At 73.4% G+C, this 19,163-nt stretch carries 15 protein-coding genes; 8 read left to right on the forward strand and 7 right to left on the reverse strand.

Going from position 1 to position 19,163, the window contains the following annotated elements; all coding sequences use genetic code 11:
* Positions 1-160 precede the first annotated feature (160 nt).
* Together ABZ910_RS17435 and ABZ910_RS17440 are read right to left on the reverse strand one after the other, a co-directional pair.
* Positions 161-3,319, reverse strand: coding sequence for a molecular chaperone Hsp90 (locus tag ABZ910_RS17435; protein ID WP_361365190.1), 3,159 nt, complete (start codon positions 3,317-3,319; stop codon positions 161-163).
* Between the two features lie 262 nt (positions 3,320-3,581).
* On the reverse strand, positions 3,582-4,508 hold the full coding sequence (locus tag ABZ910_RS17440; protein ID WP_361365193.1) for a DUF3027 domain-containing protein: 927 nt from the start codon (positions 4,506-4,508) through the stop codon (positions 3,582-3,584).
* Positions 4,509-5,004: 496 nt separating this feature from the next.
* Between ABZ910_RS17440 and ABZ910_RS17445 the strand changes: the two genes are divergently transcribed.
* The 4 genes from ABZ910_RS17445 (at position 5,005) to ABZ910_RS17460 (ending at position 8,558) form a co-directional block, all read left to right on the forward strand.
* Positions 5,005-6,429 (forward strand): MFS transporter, encoded by a 1,425-nt coding sequence (locus ABZ910_RS17445; RefSeq protein WP_361365196.1) that lies wholly within the window; start codon positions 5,005-5,007, stop codon positions 6,427-6,429.
* 62 nt (positions 6,430-6,491) lie between these two features.
* A complete protein-coding gene (locus ABZ910_RS17450; protein WP_361365198.1) occupies positions 6,492-6,962 on the forward strand; it encodes a DUF2771 domain-containing protein in 471 nt (156 codons plus the stop codon).
* Positions 6,932-7,714 (forward strand): futalosine hydrolase, encoded by a 783-nt coding sequence (locus tag ABZ910_RS17455; protein ID WP_361365201.1) that lies wholly within the window; start codon positions 6,932-6,934, stop codon positions 7,712-7,714. The genes ABZ910_RS17450 and ABZ910_RS17455 overlap by 31 nt, the downstream gene beginning before the upstream one ends.
* On the forward strand, positions 7,695-8,558 hold the full coding sequence (locus ABZ910_RS17460) for a 1,4-dihydroxy-6-naphthoate synthase (protein WP_361365204.1): 864 nt from the start codon (positions 7,695-7,697) through the stop codon (positions 8,556-8,558). The genes ABZ910_RS17455 and ABZ910_RS17460 overlap by 20 nt, the downstream gene beginning before the upstream one ends.
* Before the next feature lie 3 nt (positions 8,559-8,561).
* Here ABZ910_RS17460 and ABZ910_RS17465 read toward each other — a convergent pair whose 3' ends face one another.
* Entirely contained in the window at positions 8,562-8,945 is a 384-nt protein-coding gene (locus tag ABZ910_RS17465) for a cold-shock protein (RefSeq protein ID WP_361365207.1), read from the reverse strand.
* 165 nt (positions 8,946-9,110) lie between these two features.
* Between ABZ910_RS17465 and ABZ910_RS17470 the strand changes: the two genes are divergently transcribed.
* Complete coding sequence (locus tag ABZ910_RS17470) at positions 9,111-9,362, forward strand: hypothetical protein (RefSeq protein WP_361365210.1); 252 nt, start codon at positions 9,111-9,113, stop codon at positions 9,360-9,362.
* Here ABZ910_RS17470 and ABZ910_RS17475 read toward each other — a convergent pair.
* On the reverse strand, positions 9,338-9,973 hold the full coding sequence (locus ABZ910_RS17475) for a haloacid dehalogenase-like hydrolase (protein ID WP_361365213.1): 636 nt from the start codon (positions 9,971-9,973) through the stop codon (positions 9,338-9,340). The genes ABZ910_RS17470 and ABZ910_RS17475 overlap by 25 nt on opposite strands.
* 31 nt (positions 9,974-10,004) lie before the next feature.
* On the reverse strand, positions 10,005-10,991 hold the full coding sequence (locus tag ABZ910_RS17480; RefSeq protein ID WP_361365216.1) for a hypothetical protein: 987 nt from the start codon (positions 10,989-10,991) through the stop codon (positions 10,005-10,007).
* A gap of 132 nt (positions 10,992-11,123) precedes the next feature.
* On the opposite strand from ABZ910_RS17480, the gene ABZ910_RS17485 reads away from it, so the two are divergent.
* On the forward strand, positions 11,124-13,685 hold the full coding sequence (locus ABZ910_RS17485) for a helicase C-terminal domain-containing protein (RefSeq protein WP_361365218.1): 2,562 nt from the start codon (positions 11,124-11,126) through the stop codon (positions 13,683-13,685).
* Positions 13,686-13,745: 60 nt separating this feature from the next.
* The gene (locus tag ABZ910_RS17490; RefSeq protein ID WP_361365221.1) at positions 13,746-15,389 is read left to right on the forward strand and encodes a DNA repair helicase XPB; all 1,644 of its coding nucleotides are present in this window, start codon (positions 13,746-13,748) and stop codon (positions 15,387-15,389) included.
* Positions 15,390-15,412: 23 nt separating this feature from the next.
* Here ABZ910_RS17490 and ABZ910_RS17495 read toward each other — a convergent pair whose 3' ends face one another.
* Both ABZ910_RS17495 and ABZ910_RS17500 read right to left on the reverse strand, forming a co-directional pair.
* The gene (locus ABZ910_RS17495; RefSeq protein ID WP_361365333.1) at positions 15,413-16,501 is read right to left on the reverse strand and encodes a glycosyltransferase 87 family protein; all 1,089 of its coding nucleotides are present in this window, start codon (positions 16,499-16,501) and stop codon (positions 15,413-15,415) included.
* Between the two features lie 105 nt (positions 16,502-16,606).
* The gene (locus ABZ910_RS17500) at positions 16,607-16,786 is read right to left on the reverse strand and encodes a hypothetical protein (RefSeq protein WP_361365224.1); all 180 of its coding nucleotides are present in this window, start codon (positions 16,784-16,786) and stop codon (positions 16,607-16,609) included.
* Positions 16,787-17,127: 341 nt separating this feature from the next.
* On the opposite strand from ABZ910_RS17500, the gene ABZ910_RS17505 reads away from it, so the two are divergent.
* The gene (locus ABZ910_RS17505) at positions 17,128-19,158 is read left to right on the forward strand and encodes a UvrD-helicase domain-containing protein (protein ID WP_361365336.1); all 2,031 of its coding nucleotides are present in this window, start codon (positions 17,128-17,130) and stop codon (positions 19,156-19,158) included.
* Positions 19,159-19,163: the final 5 nt, after the last annotated feature.

Here is a 19,163-nt window from a genome sequence, read left to right on the forward strand (position 1 = left end):
CCCTGGGGATCGCGTACACGACGGGGTCCAAATGATCGTGGAGTCTGTTGACTCAACGGATCAGATCCGCGACACACATGGATGGTTGTACGTCCGGTGAAAATTCTGTGAGGGACTTTCCCCGCCACACCCGCACCACGGGTTCCGTGCTCCCCCGCGCTCAGTCGAACCAGCGGTCCCGCGCCAGTTCCTCCGTGCGGGACGGGTCCTCCAGCAGGGCCGCGACCTCGAAGCGGCGCGGCCACTGACCGGCCGCCCAGGCGAGCCCGGCGGCGACGCCTTCGAGCGTCGAGGCGTGCAGCACACCGTCGTTCGTCAGCCGCCAGTCGATCTCCACGCCGTCCACGACGAGTTCGTCGTGTTCGAGGTAGGCGTCGGGGGTGCGCGGGCCCAGCAGCACCCGCACCGAGTCCGGTACGGCGTGCTCGGTGCCGTCGGAGTCCACCTCGCCGGTGACGGACTCGCTCAGCCGCCGCACCTGGAAGAGTTCCGCCAACTCGGCGGCCCGGGCGGGCCGTACGGGCAGCAGCGGGACGCCCTCGGTGAAGGGCAGCAGGTCGGGCGAGTCGACGACCACCGCGTCGGCGGCGTCCACCACCTCGACCCGCCCGTCGACGACGGCCCGCAGCTCGTCCGGCAGGGTCACCTGCTCCGGGTCGAGCTCGGCCAACGCGCCGTACAGGCCGTGCAGTTGGGCGGGGGTGACCAGGCGTTCCGGGTCGGCGAGCCGTTCGAGCAGCTCGGCGGCGCCGCCGGGTTCGTCGAGCAGCGCGGCGACCGACGTCCGTACGCCCAGGGCCCGCAGCACCTGTTCGTCCTCGAACCCGGTGGCGTCGGCCTCGTCGTACAGCCCGCGCAGGAGCGGGTCGCCGCCGGCGGCCAGCAGACCGGCGGGCCGGCGGCCGTCCAGGACCGGGTGCCCGCGCAGCCACCATGCGGTGTACGGCCGTACGACCTCGTGCGTGCCGTCCGGCAGCAGGATGCGCACCGGCTGGGTGAGCGCGTCGCGCAGCGGCGGGCGGGCGAGCAGCGCGAGGGCCTGCGGCCAGTGGTCGTCGTCGACGAGGTCGAGGTCGCGTACGGCGACGAGCTCGGTGGCGACCGGCGGCACGGGGGTGTCCGGGAAGCGGTCGAGGATGTCCTCGCACCACACGTCCACGGCGTCGAGCAGACCCGCGTCGTCCGGCTCCGCGAAGTCGCCCTCCCGGGGCTCCAGTTCGTCCGGGTCGAGGACGACGTCCGTGGCGCGCACGAGGGCGAAGTCGGCGAGGACGCCACAGGCGGCCAGCGACTGCTCGCCCCACTTCTCGACCAGCTCGGCGTCCACGGAAGCCAGTTCGTCCTCGCGGATGACCTGGGCGAAGGGGCTGCCGGGGACGACCAGCTCACCGGCGGGGGCGAGTTCGCCGTCCTCGTCGGGCAGGGCGAGGGCGCCGAGCCAGGGCTCCTCCCCGGGTTCGAGGCCCGCGTCGCGGACGAGGGAGAGGACCGTGTCGGCCAACTCCTCGGCGTCCAGGGCGTCTTCCTCCCAGGCCACGGCGCCCTCGTCGTCGAGGGAGGCGGCGACCGCGGCCCGCACCTGGGGCGTGGTGAGGACGGCGCGGGGCGTGGCCGGCAGCGCGCCGAGCTTCTCCAGGAGCGGGTGGGCGGCGTCCGGGTGGGCGACCTTCAGGCCGAGCCGGCCGAGGATCTCCGGGTCGATGCCCGCGCCGTCCGGGGTGGGCAGCAGGACCTGCCGGGGGCCGATCGTCGTACGCCGGTCCGCGAGCGGCACGGGGAGGCCGGAGAGCCGGTCCGGGTCCACCCCGGCGAGGCTGTCGTACAGCCGCCGCCACCAGTCGGGCTCCTTCTCCAGCCCGGCCAGCCGGTCGATCACGTCGGCGAGCGGGAGGCGGGCGACGCCCAGCGTGCGCAGCTCGACGCGGCGTTCGAGACCGGCCGGGAGGAGCGTGGGCAGCACCTCGGCGAGGACCTGGACGGTGTCGCCGCCGGCGCCCTCGGCGACCTCGGCGTCACGGGGGCGCAGAACCTCGGGGAGGTCGGCGTCGTGCTCCCCGGGCCGCACGGCCGGCGGGAGGAAGGCGGTGCGCGGCAGCCGCTGGAGGATCGCCTGCCGCAGCGCGCCGTCAAGCTCGCCCTTGCCGAGCGGGCCGGGCACGAGGTCGATGATGCCCTCGGTCACCGGGCGCCAGTCGGCGAGCAGTTCGGCGTACGCGTCCGCGGCGCGCTGCACCAGGAAGTCGGTCAGCGGACCGGGAGCGGCGTGGCGTCGGGTCGTGTCCAGCGGGAAGGACGCGATGAGCAGGGCGGGCACGCCGAGGGGCTCGTCGCTGGGGGTGGGCGCGTGCACGACGGGGGCGGTACGGGGGCGGGCCGGCGCGCCGTCCGGGTCGGCCGGGTCCACGGGGACGGCCCAGGTGACCGACCAGTGCGGGCGCAGCCGCTCCTCGACCGGGCGGTCGGCGAGCAGTTCGGGGGTGAGCGGGCCGTGCGCGGAGACCGTACGCCAGCGGGTCGTGCCGTCACGGGAGTCCTCCACGACCGTGCAGCCGCCGTCGGTGCGGCGGCGCAGGGTGCGGGGGTCCTCGCCGTTGATCTCGACGACCACTTCCTCCAGGCCGGGCAGGGCCAGCAGGAGGGCGTCGTCGACGGCGCGGAGGAGGCGTTCGGCGAGGTCGGTGGCGGCGGTGTCGCGCAGCGGGAGGATGACGACCGTGTCGTACGGGTCCGGGGCGGTGCCCTCGGCCGCGAACGGCAGGCGCAGCAGCGGGACATGCCCGTCGCGCCGGCGGATCTCGTCGCCCAGGCCCGGGCTGTGGCGAGCGGTGTCGGCGGACAGCTCGCGGGCCTCGGCGAGGGACCAGCGGACACCGCCGTGCCGGCCCACGACCGCGGGCTCGTCGGTGACGGCGAGCACGGCGGCGAAGCCGACGCCGAAACGGCCGACGGTGGCATGGCCGGCTTGTTCCTGCGCCTGCTCGTGGGCGTCGCGCTTGGCCGAGGCGCGGAGCGTGGCGAGCGACTCGACGCCGGCCGCGTCCAGCGGGGCGCCGGTGTTGGCGGCGAACAGGACGCCGTCGCGGAGGGTGAGCCGGAGACGGCCGGGCACGCTCGCGCGGGCCGCGGCGTCGGCGGCGTTCTGGGCGAGCTCCACGACCAGGCGGTCGCGGTAGCCGCCGAGGACGAGGTCCTCCTCGGCATTGGCGTCCTCGCGGAAGCGGGCAGGGCTGGTGGCCCAGGCGTCGAGGACACCACGGCGCAGGCGGGCTGTCCCGAACGGGTCGGCACCCTCGGCCGCGGGCCGCACGAACTTGCTCACGTTCACCTCTCCATCATGGCGGGTCGCTGCTTGTCGCTGCCGCTGAGCGTGGCCGACCATTCTGCCCACCCGCCCACCCGACTCGGTCGGGTCGAAAGGTGCCCCTCACCCCGGGGCTCCGCCCCGACCCCCGGGCGGGGACTCCGTCCCCTGCCCCCTGCACCGCGGCCCCGTGGCCGGGACTCCGCTCCGCGGACCGCCGTACACCGCTCCGAGGCAACCGCGGGTTTCACCCAAGGCGCCCGAGGCACCCGCGCCCCGCTCAGGAGTGGCCGAGTTCCGCCGTCTTCTCGTCGCCCGTCGTCGGGACCGAGCCGGAGTCCGGGGCGGGACGGAGGGGGAAGGGGTCGACCCTCGTCTCGTCGATCACCGGGGCCGGGGGCTGGGGCGGCTTCGGCATGATCGCCGCCTCGGAGTGCGCGCCGCAGCCGTAGGCGAGGGAGACGACGCGGCCGTCGGCCGGGGAGAACTCGTTGGCGCAGACGCCGAAGGCCTGGCCGATGAAGCCGCCGAGGGGGACCAGGAAGGCGCAGCTGACGCAGGGCGCCGGCGCCGCCTGGGCCATGGGCGTCTTGGGGCCGAACGCGTCTTCCCAGCGGTCGGCGGCCACGGTCAGGCCGTAGCGGGAGAGGACTCGGGCGCGCCGCATGCCGAGTTCCTCGGCCACCGAGGCGATCGAGCCACGGGCCGGAACCGTCGGGAGCGTGGCCGGGGTGCCCGGCGTGACCTCCGCGTCCTCGGCCTCCGCCAGCTCCGTCATCTCCCGCGACACCGCGGCGTTCGGCGCCGGCTCGTCCTCGCCGGAGTAGCCGGGCTCCAGGCGCAGGTCCTCCGCCTGGGTGGGGAGCAGGTCGCCGGGGCCCAGGTCGCCGGGGCGCAGGCGCTCGCTCCACGGCACCCACTCGGGGGCGAGGAGGGCGTCCGGGCCGGGGAGCAGGACCACCTCGTCGAGGGTGACGATCTTCGCGCGGGAGGCGCGGGCCACCGTCACGGCCCAGCGCCAGCCCCGGTACCCGAGCTCCTTGCACGCAAAGAAGTGCGTGACGACACGGTCACCCTCCGACACCATGCCGACGTGCTCGCCGACGACGCCGGGCGCGGCGGCCTCCTCTGCCGCGGCGCGGGCGAGGTCGACCGCCTCGGCGCACAGGCGGTCGGGGGTGCGGCTTCGCGTTGTCGCTGCGCTCACAGGTATCGCTTCTCTCCTACGCCGTCTCACGAGTGCGCCGGCCTGACGACGACGGGACGGACGGAGCGGACCTGAGGGCCGCGTCGACGTCCGCGCCCGATCGCACTCGGGCGCACCTATGTCATCCATTCTGCGGGATGACCGAGAGGCGCGCGGCCGAGAACGTTCGCCACGACGCGCTACGCACGCTACCTGTTCGACGCGGTTCGGCCTACACCGACGGGTCGGTTCGCGGTGCCTCGGTGGTCTCCGGCCGTCCTTCACGGAAGGCATTTCCCGTCCGTCCACCGTGGCGATTACCTTCCACGGCACGCCACTTGGCGAGGGCATCTCCCCTCCGTCCCCTCCCTGTTCCCTCCGCGCCTCCTCTCCTTACTTCTTTCCGCATCCCCTACGCCGGCCGTCCGGCCGCTCCGGATCCACCGACCACGCACCACCCGACTCGCTCGGCCGCAAACCACCCCACATACAGGTTTCCCGGGGCACTATGAACGTCGTGGCAGCCGCGAGGTCGCCCCAGGGCACCACCGGGACCGGTGGGGTCAGGGCAAGCAGGCGAGGTGGCGGTTCGGGCCGGGTGGGCGGTGCCGTCCGCGCGGTCGGGCGTGCCCTGCACTTTCCCCTCACCGGCGCCGCCCGCGGGATCCGCAGGGCCACGCACGCCCATGGCGCCGGGGAGTCGGGGCTCGGCAAACTGATCGAGCTGCACGCCGTGAACGGCGCCGGCGACGTCATGATCACCGTCGCGCTCGCCTCGACCGTGTTCTTCTCGGTGCCGACGGACGAGGCCCGTGGGCGCGTCGCGCTCTATCTCGCCATCACCATGGCGCCCTTCACCGTCCTCGCCCCCGTCATCGGGCCTCTTCTCGACCGGCTGCCGCACGGCCGCCGTGCCGCGATGGCCGGCGCGATGCTCGCCCGCGCCCTGCTCGCGCTGATCATCTCCGGGGCCGTCGCCACCGGCAGTCTGCAGCTGTATCCGGCCGCGCTGGGCGTCCTCGTCGCGTCGAAGGCGTACGGAGTCGTCAGAAGCGCGGTCGTGCCGCGCCTCCTGCCGCCCCGCTTCTCCCTCGTCAAGGCCAACTCCCGGGTCACCCTGGGCGGGCTGCTCGCGACCGGCATCGCCGCGCCCGTCGCCGCGGGGCTGCAGGCCCTCGGGCCGCGCTGGCCGCTCTACGGCGCCTTCGCGATCTTCATCGCGGGTACGGTCCTGTCCTTCTCCCTGCCGCCGAAGGTCGACTCGGCCAAGGGCGAGGACATCGCGCTGCTCGCGGCCGACGAGCAGCATCTGCACGGGCCGCACCGCCGGCCGCCGAAGCGCCCGGGGCTGCGCACGGTCGGTACGGCCGTCACGCACGCCCTCGGCGCCAACGCCGCCCTGCGCTGCCTCTCCGGATTCCTGATCTTCTTCCTCGCCTTCCTGCTGCGGGAGCACCCGCTGGGCGGCCAGAGCGCGGCGGTGTCGCTGGGGATCGTGGTCGCGGCGGCGGGTGGGGGCAACGCGCTCGGTACGGCGGTCGGGGCGTGGCTCAGAGCGCGGGCGCCGGAGATCATCATCGTGACCGCGGTCGCGGTGGTGCTGGGCACGGCGATCCTCGCTGTGGTGTTCTTCGGCACGGTCTTCGTGGCGTGTCTCGCCGCGGTCGCCGGGTTCGGCCAGGCGCTGGCCAAGCTGTCCCTGGACGCGCTGATCCAGCGGGACGTGCCGGAGCAGGTCCGTACGTCGGCGTTCGCCCGCTCCGAGACGCTGCTGCAGATGGCGTGGGTGTTCGGCGGCGCGATCGGCATCGTGATGCCGCTCATCGGCCCGCTGGGCCTGGCGGTGGCCGCCGCGATCGTCGCCGCCGGCTGGCTGACCACCCTGCGCGGCCTGCTGAGTTCCGCCCGGCACGGCGGAGCGGCGCGAGCGCGCGTGGCGTAACGAACCGGGCACGTCTCACCCCACGTGGGAGGTGCCTCACAGACGCCCGATAGCCTTCGGCCATGAGCATGCACTCCGCTACGCGACGCCGCCGCGCCGTCGCCGCCGCCGTCGCCGTTTCCGCCGGACTGCTCGTCCTCTCGGCCTGCGACAAGCCGACGCCGATCGCGACGATCACGGTCGGCACGAACTCGGTCGACGCCGAGGCCACCTGCTACAACGACGGCGCCGAGCTGAACGCGGCCGCCCTCGCGAAGTGCGTCGGTGCCAAGGACATCAAGTCCATCAAGGTGGACCCCGACGCGAGCGTGCACTTCGGTGTCGACCCGGAGATCGCGAAGAACAGCTGGACGATCCTGCTGAACGGTCAGCCGCTCACCGACTCCAGCACGAAGACGTACCGCACCATCCCGGGCAGCGTGTTCTTCAACGCCCAGTACGGCGCGCAGGGCAACTCGACCACGGTCTCCATCAAGGAGGGCGACAAGACCGTCAAGGGTCTGTGGTCCTTCAAGCTCGAGAAGGCAGCCTGATCACGTCCGCCGTACGCCTCCTCGTCGCCACCGCGGTGCCCGCCGAACGGGACGCGGTGGCACGGGCGTTCCCGGAAGCGGCAAGCGAAGTACGGATTCCCGGCGCGGTCCTGCAGCGGATCACCGGTGAGCACGGGCAGCCGTTCGCCGTGGCCTGCGACCTTCTCGCCGCCGGTGTCGGGCCGGCCCTCGCCGCCGCCTCCACCGCGGCCGCCCTCACCGCCGCCGCCCTCGAAGGCGCCCCCTACGACCTGGTCGTATCCGCCGGAATCGCCGGAGGTTTCCCGCCCGAGGCCCCGGTCGGCTCACTCGTCGTCGCCGACGAGATCACGGCGGCCGACCTGGGCGCCGAGACGGCCGACGGCTTCCTTCCGGTCACCGAGCTGGGCTTCGGGACGGTCGGTCACCGGCCGCCCGAGGCGCTCGTGCGGCACGTCGCCGCCGCGACCGGGGCGCGCCCCGGTGCCGTACTCACCGTCTCGACGGTGACCGGGACGGCCGCCCGGGCCGCCGAACTGCGGGCCCGTCATCCCCGCGCCGTCGCCGAGGCCATGGAAGGCTTCGGGGTGGCCGAGGCGGCCGCCGCGCACCACGTGCCCGTGCTGGAGATGCGCGCGGTCTCCAATCCCGTCGGCCCGCGCGACCGTGCCGCCTGGCGTATCGGTGACGCCCTCGCGGCACTCACCGAGGCCTTCGGGAAGCTCACGCCCGCATTGGAGAGTTGGAAAGAGCATGACCGCACCCACCAGTGAGCAGCAGCACCTGCAGATCGCTTATTCGCCCTGCCCCAACGACACCTTCGTCTTCGACGCCCTCGCCCACGGCCGCGTCCCGGACGCGCCCGTGCTGGACGTGACGTTCGCGGACATCGACATCACCAACGGCATGGCCGAGCGCGGCGAGTTCGACGTGCTCAAGGTGTCGTACGCGGTGCTGCCGTACGTCCTCGACGAGTACGCGCTGCTGCCCTGCGGCGGTGCGCTGGGCCGGGGCTGCGGGCCGCTGGTCCTCACGCGGGAGGCGGGCACGGACCTGACGGGTCGTACGGTCGCCGTGCCGAGCGAGAAGTCGACCGCCTATCTGCTGTTTCGGCTGTGGGCGGCGGACACCGTGCCCGGCGGGGTCGGCGAGATCGTCGTCATGCCGTTCCACGAGATCATGCCGGCCGTGCGGGACGGCAAGGTCGACGCCGGTCTCGTCATCCACGAGGCCCGCTTCACGTACCAGAACTACGGGCTGCACAAGCTCGCGGACATGGGCGAGCACTGGGAGCACACGACCGGGCTGCCGATCCCGCTGGGCGCGATCATCGCCAAGCGGTCGCTGGGTGCCGAGGCGCTGACGCGGCTGGCCGACGCCATCCACACGTCCGTGCACGCCGCCTGGGACGACCCCGAGGCCTCCCGCCCGTACGTCATGGAGCACGCCCAGGAGATGGACCCGGCCGTCGCCGACCAGCACATCGGGCTGTACGTCAACGAGTTCACGTCGGCGCTCGGCAACGACGGCTACGCGGCCGTCCGGGGTCTGCTGACGCGCGCGGCGGCCGAAGGGCTCGTGCCGCCCCTCGGCCCGCAGGCGCTGGATTTCCCGTAGAGGTCAGACGTCCAGCTGATCGGCCACCGCCCGCAGCAGGCCCGCGATCTTCTTGCCGGAGACCTTGTCGGGATAACGGCCCTTCTCGAGCATCGGCGTGATGTTCTCGAGGAGGGTCGTCAGGTCCTGCACGATCGAGGCCAGCTCGTCCGGCTTCTTTCGCTGCGCGGCCGCGACCGAAGGCGTCGGGTCGAGAATGGCCACGGAAAGCGCCTGGTCGCCGCGCTGACCGGCGACCACTCCGAACTCCACGCGCTGTCCCGGCTTGAGCACATCGACTCCGGCGGGGAGAACCGAGGAATGGACGAAGACGTCACCGCCGTCGTCGCGGGAGAGAAAGCCGAAGCCCTTCTCACTGTTGAACCACTTGACTTTGCCGGTGGGCACGTCTGTCCTCGTCCTCGTATCTCGTCGGAAAACTGCTTCGGAAACGGCTCTGGATAGCACTGGGGCGGGTCGTCCACGACCCGCCGGTACCAAGGCTAATGGTCTTCGGGCCGGTGACAAGACGTCGCCCGGTTGTTCCTTCGCGCAGGGAACTACCCTGGTCCGGTGCGTGACAAAACCCAAACGAATTCCACCGCACCGGGTGACGGACTGATCCGCGCCGGTGCCGTCGTCTTCTTCATCGGTGCCGTGGCCACTCTCGTCACCGTGGCACCGCTGTTTCTCGGTACGGCGCCTTTTCCGACGTACATGTACGGCCTGTGCATGCTGATGGGCGTCGGCTTCTTCATCGCCGGCGCGGGAGTCCTGCGGTCGGTCGCCGCGGGGCGGCGTCAGGCGCGGCGCGCGGCGAGGTAGCCGGTCAGCCAGTCCGGGAAAGCCGACAGGTCGTCGAGGACGACGTCGGCGCCCGCGGTGCGCAGTTCGTCCGCGTCGCACGGGCCGGTGGCCACGGCCACGGACAGGGCGTCGGCGCTGCGGGCACCGCGCACGTCTCCGACGTGGTCACCGACGTACACGCTCGCGCCGTACTCGCGCAGCGCCTCCGCCTTCTGCTCCGCCCACAGGTCGCCGACGACCGCGTCGGGCTCGATGCCGAGGTGGGCCAGGTGCAGCTTGGCGTTCGGCTCGTACTTCGCGGTGACGACGATCGCCCGCCCGCCGGCCTCCCGGACGGCGGCGACCGCCTCCCGGGCACCGGTCATCGCGGGCGTCGCGGCGACGGCGAAGGCCGGGTACATCTCGCGGTACAGGTCCGCCATCTCCCCGATCCGCTCGGCCGGGAACCAGTTGACCAGCTCCTGCGTGAGCGGCGGCCCGAGCCGCGTGACCGCCAGGTCCGCGTCGATGTACGTGCCCGTCCGCTCGGACAGCGCCAGATAGCAGGCACGGATTCCGGGCCGGGAGTCGATCAGGGTCATGTCGAGATCGAACCCGACGGTCAGCATGCGAGAAGTCATGTGAGCCATTGTGCCCAGGCGGCGCGGAAACCCCCCGGGCTCACCGCTGCCGCTGGGAGCGCCAGAGCAGGTACAGGGCCGAGGCGACCGCCGCGCCCCGGACGACCCACGGCCAGGTCTCGGCGGCGGCGCCGTTCATGTGGCCCTGGGCGAGGGGGGCGCCCCAGCGGCCGTCGGTCCGGCCCCAGAGCCAGACCACTCCGGCCGTGAGGGCCAGGCCCGGCAGGATCATGACCGCCCACTTGGTCTCGGCCGGGGTGAGCCGCCGGGAGCCGTAGGCGATGAGCCAGCCGAGGATCAGCGCGAACCAGTTGCCGAGGACGGCCCCGACGACCAGTGCCCCGGCGGCGAGCAGCAGCAGGGGGTTGCGCCAGCCGGCCGCGAGCCGGGGCAGCGCGAACCGGGGGCGCCGGGCGGAGGCGTCCGCTTCCGGGTCGGCGGCGTCCGCCTTCCCGAGCGGCTCGGCGTCCTTCGGCTCGTCCCGCCCGGCCGCGTCCTGCGTCGGCTTCGCCGGCGGCCGCTTCAGCAGGTCCGGGATCTCCACGCCGCCGACGAATCCCGGGACGCTGTCGCCCACGTCGAACGTGCTGCCGTCCACCCGCCACCAGTCGGGTTGCAGGGCGCTGTCCCCGAGTTCGTCCGCTCCCGCGAGATGCGGCGGGGACGGAGCGGTCGCGGGCGGGTCCTCGGGCTCCGCGGGACGCGGGCGCGGCACGACCCGGCGCCACTGCCTCGGCTCCGGGTCACGGGGCTCGGGCTGCGCGGGGACCGCGGCGGGCGTCGGCTGCGGGACACCGGCGGTGCCGCCCGCGGCCGTGACGACGTCGTCGGGAGTGCCCAGCCGGGCGAGGATGCGGCGGACGGCGGCGGGGCTGTCGACGGCGGCCTTGGCGCGGCTGCGGTCGATCTCGTTGCGCAACTCCGAGACCAGGCGCATCCGGGTCGCCGACGGCAACTGCCGCTGCTGCGCGACATCGCCGACGCGGCTCAGATACTCGTAGACGACCTGATCGCTCTCGATACCCACGAAGTCCCTCCGGGGGTCTGGCCGTTGCAACCCCGCCGGACGACGTTATCGCGTGTTGCCGGGAGCCAGGGGCGCACAGCGCGCGCCTGCATCCATCGGCCCGTGCACACCGACGCCGGTAACGTTGGGCAGATGAGTACCGAGGACCGGCCCCGCTCCCTCGCGGAGGCGCTCCGTGACAGGGACGACGCCTCCCTGACCGCGCTGCTGCACAGCCGGCCCGATCTCATCACGCCCGTCCCCACCGACCTCACCCAGCTCGCCACCCGCGCGGGCACCCGGGCCTCGGTCGTACGCGCCGTGGAGCGGCTGGACCGCTTCGCGCTGCAGACGGCGGAGGCGCTGGCCGTGGCGGCGGACCCGGCGACGTACGACGAACTGCTCGGCCTGATGGCGGGCGACGCGGGTGATCCGGCCGTCGAGGCCGCGCTGCCCGGCGCCCTGGCCGGCCTGCGTGAGCAGGCCCTGGTCTGGGGCGGCGACGACCGGCTGCGCCTGGTGCGCACGGCACGTGAGCTGCTCGCCCCGTCGGCGCAGCACCCGTCCCCCACCGGGCTCGGCCCCACCGTGCGCGAGGCCAGCGCGGGCATGTCGCCGGGCCGGATCCAGGAGATCGTGGCCGCCGTCGGCCTGCCCTCGACGCCCGACTCGGTCTCCGCCGTCGCCTCGCTCACCGCCCTGTTCACGGACCGGAAGCGGATGGCGGCCCTGCTCGCCGAGGTCCCCGAGGAGTCGCGAGAGGTCCTCGACCGGCTCGTGTGGGGGCCACCGTACGGCCAGGTCACCGCAGACCCGGCCGCCCACCTGCGTCGGCTGCTGGACCGCGGGCTGCTGCTGCCGACGGCGCCCGGCACGGTCGTCCTGCCCCGCGAGGTCGCCCTGCACCTGCGCGAGGGCCGCGCCCACCGTGCGCCCGAGGCCGTACCGCCCGCCGTCGAGGCGGCCGCGACGCACCGGCCGGACATGGTGGACGCGACGGCGGCCGGGCAGGCGTACACCGCGCTGGCCACCGTCGAGGAGCTGCTGCGCGACTGGGACGAGGGCGGCCCCGCGATGCTGCGGGCCGGCGGCCTGAGCGTGCGGGACCTCAAGCGCACGGCCGTCGCCCTCGACGTACCGGAGCCGGTCGCCGCCTTCTGGACGGAGCTCGCGTACGCGACCGGCCTGCTGGCCTCCGACGGCGAGGTCGACGAGCGGTACGCGGCGACCCCCGCCTACGACGACTGGCTGGAGCGGCCCCCGGCGGAGCGCTGGGCGCGGCTGGCCGAGGCGTGGCTGACGGCGACCCGGACCGCGGGCCTGATCGGCGGACGGGACGCGAAGGACCGTGCGCTGTCGGCGCTGGGCCCGGGCCTGGACCGCTCCGCCGCGCCCGAGGTACGGCACCGGGTGCTGAGCCTGCTGGCCGCGCTGCCGGAGGGGGCCGCACCGTCCGGCGACTCCGTCCTGGCCCGGCTGCGCTGGGAGCGGCCGTTGCGCGGCGCGCAGACCCAGCCGCCCTCGCAGTCCCCGCGGGACGAGGACAGCGATCTGCGCTCCCGGCTGGCCCGCTGGACGCTGGCGGAGGCCGAGCTGCTCGGGGTGACCGGGCGCGGCGCGCTCTCCGCTCACGGCCGGGCGCTGATCGGCGCGCCCGCCGAGGACCGCGCCGCCACGCAGGCCGCGGCGCCGTCCGGCCCCGGCGACAAGCTCCCCGTGCACCACCGCCCGCACGCCCCGCTCGCGCCCCTCACCCCGGCCCAGCAGGCCGTCGCCTCCGCCACGGCCGGCCGCCTGCTCGCCCCGCTCCTGCCCGCGCCGCTGGACCACATGCTGCTCCAGGCCGACCTCACGGCGGTGGCGCCCGGCCCGCTGGAACGGCCGCTGGCCGACGTGCTGAGCGTGCTCGCGGACGTGGAGTCGAAGGGCGGCGCGACCGTCTACCGCTTCACGCCCGCCTCCGTACGCCGCGCCCTGGACGCCGGCCGCAGCGCCTCCGACCTGCACGCCTTCCTCGCCGCGCACTCCCGTACCCCGGTTCCGCAGCCGCTGGCGTACCTGATCGACGACGTGGCCCGCAAGCACGGCCATCTGCGCGTCGGCGCGGCGTCCGCCTACGTCCGCTGCGACGACGACGCGGTCCTGGGCGAGATCCTCGCCGACAAGCGGTCCGCCGCCCTGCGCCTGCGCCGCCTGGCGCCGACCGTGCTGGCGGCGCAGGCCGATCCGGCGACGCTGCTCGCGGGCCTGCGCGAGATGGGCTACGCGCCGGCCGCCGAGTCCGCCGAGGGCGACGTCCTGATCACCCGGGCCCACTCCCACCGCACCCCGCCGCGTACGGCACCGGAACCGGTCCCGGGCGGCCCGCCCACCCCCGACGCCATGCTGCTGTCGGCCGCGATCCGGGCGATCCGCGCGGGCGACCTCGCCGCCACCGCCCCGCGCAAGCCGGCGGCCACCGGCGCCCCCGCGGCGAACGGCGACCTCCCCCGCACCAGCTCCGCCGAGACCCTCGCCACCGTGCAGGCCGCCGTCCTGACGGGCGAGGCGCTGTGGATCGGGTACGTGAATGCCGAGGGGGCCGCCAGCCAGCGCGTGATCGCCCCCGTCCGCGTCGAGGGCGGCTTCGTGACGGCGTACGACCACACGGCCGACGAGGTGCGCACGTACCCGCTGCACCGGATCACGGGAGTGGCCGAGCTGGCGGACGACTGACCGTGATCACCCCTCAGTAGGGCAGACTGGACGTTTGGCCGGAAGAAAGGGTGCCCGCGCGTGAATGGTCCGCTGATCGTCCAATCAGACAAGACCCTGCTCCTTGAGGTCGACCACGAGCGGGCCGACGACTGCCGTCGGGCCATCGCTCCGTTCGCCGAGCTGGAGCGGGCGCCGGAGCACATCCACACCTACCGGGTGACGCCGCTCGGTCTGTGGAACGCCCGGGCCGCCGGGCACGACGCCGAGCAGGTCGTGGACGCGCTGGTGCAGTACAGCCGCTACCCGGTGCCGCACGCGCTGCTGGTCGACATCGCCGAGACCATGGACCGCTACGGGCGGCTGACCCTCAACAAGCACCCGGCGCACGGGCTCGTGCTGACCAGCACCGACCGGCCGGTGCTGGAGGAGGTCCTGCGCTCGAAGCGGATCGCCCCGCTCGTCGGCGCCCGCATCGACCCGGACAGCGTGGCCGTGCACCCCTCCGAGCGCGGGCAGATCAAGCAGGTGCTGCTCAAGCTGGGCTGGCCCGCCGAGGACCTCGCGGGCTACGTGGACGGCGAGGCGCACCCGATCGAGCTGGCCGAGGACGGCTGGTCCCTGCGGCCGTACCAGAAGCAGGCCGTGGAGAACTTCTGGCACGGCGGCAGCGGTGTCGTCGTGCTGCCGTGCGGTGCCGGCAAGACGCTGGTCGGCGCCGGGGCCATGGCACAGGCCAAGTCGACCACCCTGATCCTCGTCACCAACACCGTCTCCGCCCGGCAGTGGAAGCACGAGCTGGTGAAGCGGACCTCGCTGACCGAGGACGAGATCGGCGAGTACAGCGGTACGCGCAAGGAGATCCGCCCGGTCACCATCGCGACGTACCAGGTGCTGACGACGAAGCGGAAGGGCGTCTACCCGCACCTCGAACTCTTCGACTCCCGCGACTGGGGCCTGGTCGTCTACGACGAGGTGCACCTGCTGCCGGCGCCCGTCTTCAAGTTCACCGCCGACCTCCAGGCGCGCCGCCGCCTCGGCCTGACCGCGACCCTCGTCCGCGAGGACGGCCGCGAGTCGGACGTGTTCTCCCTGATCGGGCCCAAGCGTTTCGACGCGCCCTGGAAGGAGATCGAGGCGCAGGGCTACATCGCCCCCGCCGACTGCGTCGAGGTCCGCGTCAACCTCACGGACTCCGAGCGGCTGGCGTACGCCACCGCCGAGACCGAGGAGAAGTACCGCTTCTGCGCGACGACCGACACCAAGCGGAAGGTGACGGAGGCGATCGTCCGCCGGTTCGCCGGGCAGCAGATCCTCGTCATCGGCCAGTACATCGACCAGCTCGACGAGCTCGGCGAGCATCTGAACGCCCCGGTGATCAAGGGCGAGACGACGAACGCCCAGCGCGAGAAGCTCTTCGACGCCTTCCGCGAGGGCGAGATCAGCGTGCTGGTGGTGTCGAAGGTCGCCAACTTCTCCATCGACCTGCCGGAGGCGACGGTCGCCGTCCAGGTGTCGGGCACCTTCGGCTCCCGCCAGGAGGAGGCCCAGCGCCTCGGCCGTGTCCTGCGGCCCAAGGCCGACGGCCACCAGGCGCACTTCTACTCCGTCGTCGCCCGCGACACCATCGACCAGGACTTCGCCGCCCACCGCCAGCGGTTCCTGGCCGAACAGGGCTACGCGTACCGCATCGTGGACGCGGACGAGCTGCTGGCGGAGGGCTGAGGCGGGCGGCTGTCCGGCTCACCTCACAGATCGTTGCCGAGTACATGGTCCGGGGCCGGCTGCTGCTGGTCAGGCCGCGGACCCTCGACGACGCGGACATCCCGCTTCCTGAGGAAGGCCGAGGCCAGCGCGGCCAGCGCCAGCAGCGGATAGGGCGCGGCCAGCGGCACCTCCCACCACGGCATCCGCAGGTCGAGGTCGCCCTGGTGCGGCACGACCCACATCGTGCGGGCGGTGAAGACGACCGCCGTCAGGACCGCGAGACGGGTGCGGCCTTCAGCCAGCAGTACGGCGATCAGCGGGACGCACCACACCCAGTGGTGGGACCAGCTGATCGGTGAGACCAGCAGGGCGGTGAAGGCCGTCAGCAGGATGCCGTGCCGGTCCTCGCCCGCCCGCATGGCCAGCCACAGTCCGACGGCCCCCACGGCGGCCGCCGGGAGGAGCCATGCCGTCCCCGGCGCCGGATCGCCCACCGCCCGTGCGATCAGGCCCTGCAGCGACTGGTTGTCGACGATCCAGGCCTTGCCCACGCGCCCGGTCTCGTACAGCCGCCTGCTCCAGAACTCGACGCTCGCCGCGGGAAGCAGCAGCGCCCCGAGGACGACCGTGCCGCCGAACGCCGCCGTCGCCGTGGCCGCCTCCCGTCTGCGCCCGGTCAGGAGCAGGTATACGACGAAGATGCCCGGGGTGAGCTTGATCCCGGTCGCGATGCCCACGGCCACGCCCTTGCCCCGGGCGCCCGGGGGCCGGGTGAGGTCCCACAGGACCAGGCAGGTGACGGCGAGGTTGACCTGGCCGAACAGAAACGTCTGGAAGACCGGTTCCAGCCAGAGGGACACGGCGATGCCCGCGCACACCAGCGGCAGCCGGGGCGTCCGGCCCGCCAGCCGCGCGGAGAGGACGACGAGTACCGCGAGCAGGACCACGTTGACCGCGAGGAACGCCGCCTTCAGCGCCGGCAGGGGCAACCAGGCCGTCGGGACGAACAGGGCGGCCCCGAAGGGCGGGTACGTCGCCGGCAGCCGCCACTCGGTGACCGTGAAGCCGTAGAGGTCGCCGCCGTGCGCGACGGCCCTGCCCTCGGCCCGGTAGACCAGCACGTCCACCATCCGGGGGCGCTGCAGGACGCAGAGGGCGGCGAAGGAGGAGAGGGAGAACGCGAGCAGGAGTAATGGCTTCACCGTCCGTTGGGGCACGGAGGTGAACCTATGTGATCACCTGTGGTGGACGCCCACCTCCTCGCCGTATTCGCCGAGGATCACGACATCGAACGCGGCGCAGACGAACACCTTGATGGCACGCAGGGCGTTGCCGAGAAGGTGGTGGTGGACGCCGTCGAGAGCCGTGGCACCGGCCGGCAGGCCATGGAACGGGGCGATGGTCGCTGCACCCATGCCTCCATGATGAGACGCCGGACACGGGACCGGAACGGACCTTTGGTCCCTTTCTCGGGCACACGCCCCACTCTCGGACATCAACCCCCGATCCCGGACACCAGAGACCATCCCGAACAGAGAAAACCATTGGCCCCACTCGGGCCTCCTCACTAGAATCTCCGCTCTTGCCCGCCTCCCGCACGGAGTGCCGCCGTCCGGCCGGTAACCGGACGGCACCTGGTTCACGTCACAGATCACGTAAGCGAGGCACTCCCTTGTCACACCTGCCCAGACCCGCCGACGATCCGCTCGCCCGGGAACGCTCCCATCTCGCCATCTCCCGCGCCGCGCTCCGCGCCATGCGCGAGGACGCCGAGGCGCTCGACATCCGCGACGTCGCCGCGAACTGGGTGAACGCACAGGTCCTCGCCCGCCAGATCGACGAGCGGATCAAGGCCCTGGCCGACCTCAGCGACACCCCGCTGTTCTTCGGCCGGCTCGACTACCTGCACGCACCGGGCGCCGACCAGGCGGAGGGCGCGGAGGGAGAGCGCTTCTACATCGGGCGGCGGCATGTGCACGATGCCGAGGGCGACCCGATGGTCATCGACTGGCGCGCGCCGGTCTCGCAGCCGTTCTACCGGGCCTCGAAGAAGGACCCGATGGACATCGGGCTGCGCCGCCGCTTCGGCTACACCGGCGGCGACCTCACGGCGTACGAGGACGAACACCTCTCCGACCCGGCCGACGCTTCGGAGGCCGCCACCACCAGCAAGCTGCTCCAGCAGGAGATCGAGCGTCCGCGCGTCGGCCCGATGCGCGACATCGTCGCGACCATCCAGCCCGAGCAGGACGAGATCGTGCGCAGCGGGCTCGGCGGCACGGTGTGTGTGCAGGGCGGGCCCGGCACCGGGAAGACGGCGGTCGGCCTCCACCGGGTCGCGTACCTGCTGTACGCCCACCGCGAGCGGCTCGCCCGTACCGGCACGCTGGTCATCGGTCCGAACAAGAGCTTCCTGCACTACATCGAGCAAGTGCTTCCCGCTCTGGGCGAGTTGACCGTGCAGCAGGCCACCGTCGACGACCTGGTCACGGGAAGCGGAAACGGAAGCGCAGGCGGAGGCGGAGGCGTGGAGGTGCGCGGCGCCGACGACGCGGCCGCCGCGACCGTCAAGGGCGACGCCCGGATGGCCGAGGTCCTGCGGCGGGCCCTCTACTCCCACGTGACCCTCCCGACCGAGCCGGTCGTCGTCGTGCGCGGTTCGCGGCGCTGGCGCGTCCCGGCGTACGAACTGGAGGATCTCGTAAGGGAGTTGCTGGATCGCGGCATGCGGTACGGCGCCGCCCGCGAGGCCCTGCCCCAGCGCATCGCGCACGCCGTGCTGGTGCGGATGGAGCAGGCCGGCGAGGCCCCGGACGACCGGGTGCAGGACGCCGTCGCGCGGAGCAGCGCGGTGAAGGCGGCGGTCAAGGAGGTGTGGCCGGCCGTCGACCCGGCGAAGCTCGTGCTGCGGCTGCTGACGGACGCGGACTTCCTCGCCGTACACGCCGAGGGCATCCTCGACGAGGCCGAGCAGAAGACGATCCTGTGGGCGAAGCCGGTGCGCAGCGTGAAGTCGGCCAAATGGTCCGCCGCCGACGCCGTGTTGATCGACGAGGCGTCCGACCTCGTGCAACGCACCCACTCGCTCGGGCACGTGGTGCTGGACGAGGCGCAGGACCTGTCCCCCATGCAGTACCGCGCCGTCGGCCGCCGCTGCACCACCGGCAGCGCGACCGTCCTCGGCGACCTGGCACAGGGCACCACCCCCTGGGCGACCCGGAGTTGGGTCGAGGCGCTCGCCCACCTCGGCAAGTCCGACGGGGTGATCGAGGAACTGACCGCCGGTTTCCGCGTCCCGACGGACGTCATCACGTACGCCTCCCTCCTGCTGCCGCACATCGCGCCCGGCCTCACCCCGGTCGCGTCGGTGCGGGAGAACCCCGGCTTCTTCGAGGTCCGTCCGATCGCGGGGACCGCCGACGTGGTCGCCGCCTGCGCGGAGTTGCTGCGCAACGAGGGCTCGACCGGCCTGATCGCCGCCGACGCCAGGGTCCCGGCCCTCGCCGAGGCCCTCACCGCGGCCGGGCTGCCGTACATCGCCCCGGGCGAGGAGACCACCGAGGAGACCCGGCTGACCCTGGTCCCGGCCTCGCTCGCCAAGGGCCTGGAGTACGACTACGTCGTCCTCGACGAGCCGCAGGCGGTGGTCGACGGTGAACCGGACGAACGCACCGGCCTGCGCCGCCTGTACGTGTCCCTGACCCGAGCGGTGTCGGGCCTGATCGTCACCCACGCGACCACGCTGCCCTCGCAGCTGACGGACGCCGCCACCGCACTGCCGGCCTGAACGCC

The organism is Streptomyces sp. NPDC046805, assembly GCF_040645355.1.
Lineage (GTDB): Bacteria > Actinomycetota > Actinomycetes > Streptomycetales > Streptomycetaceae > Streptomyces.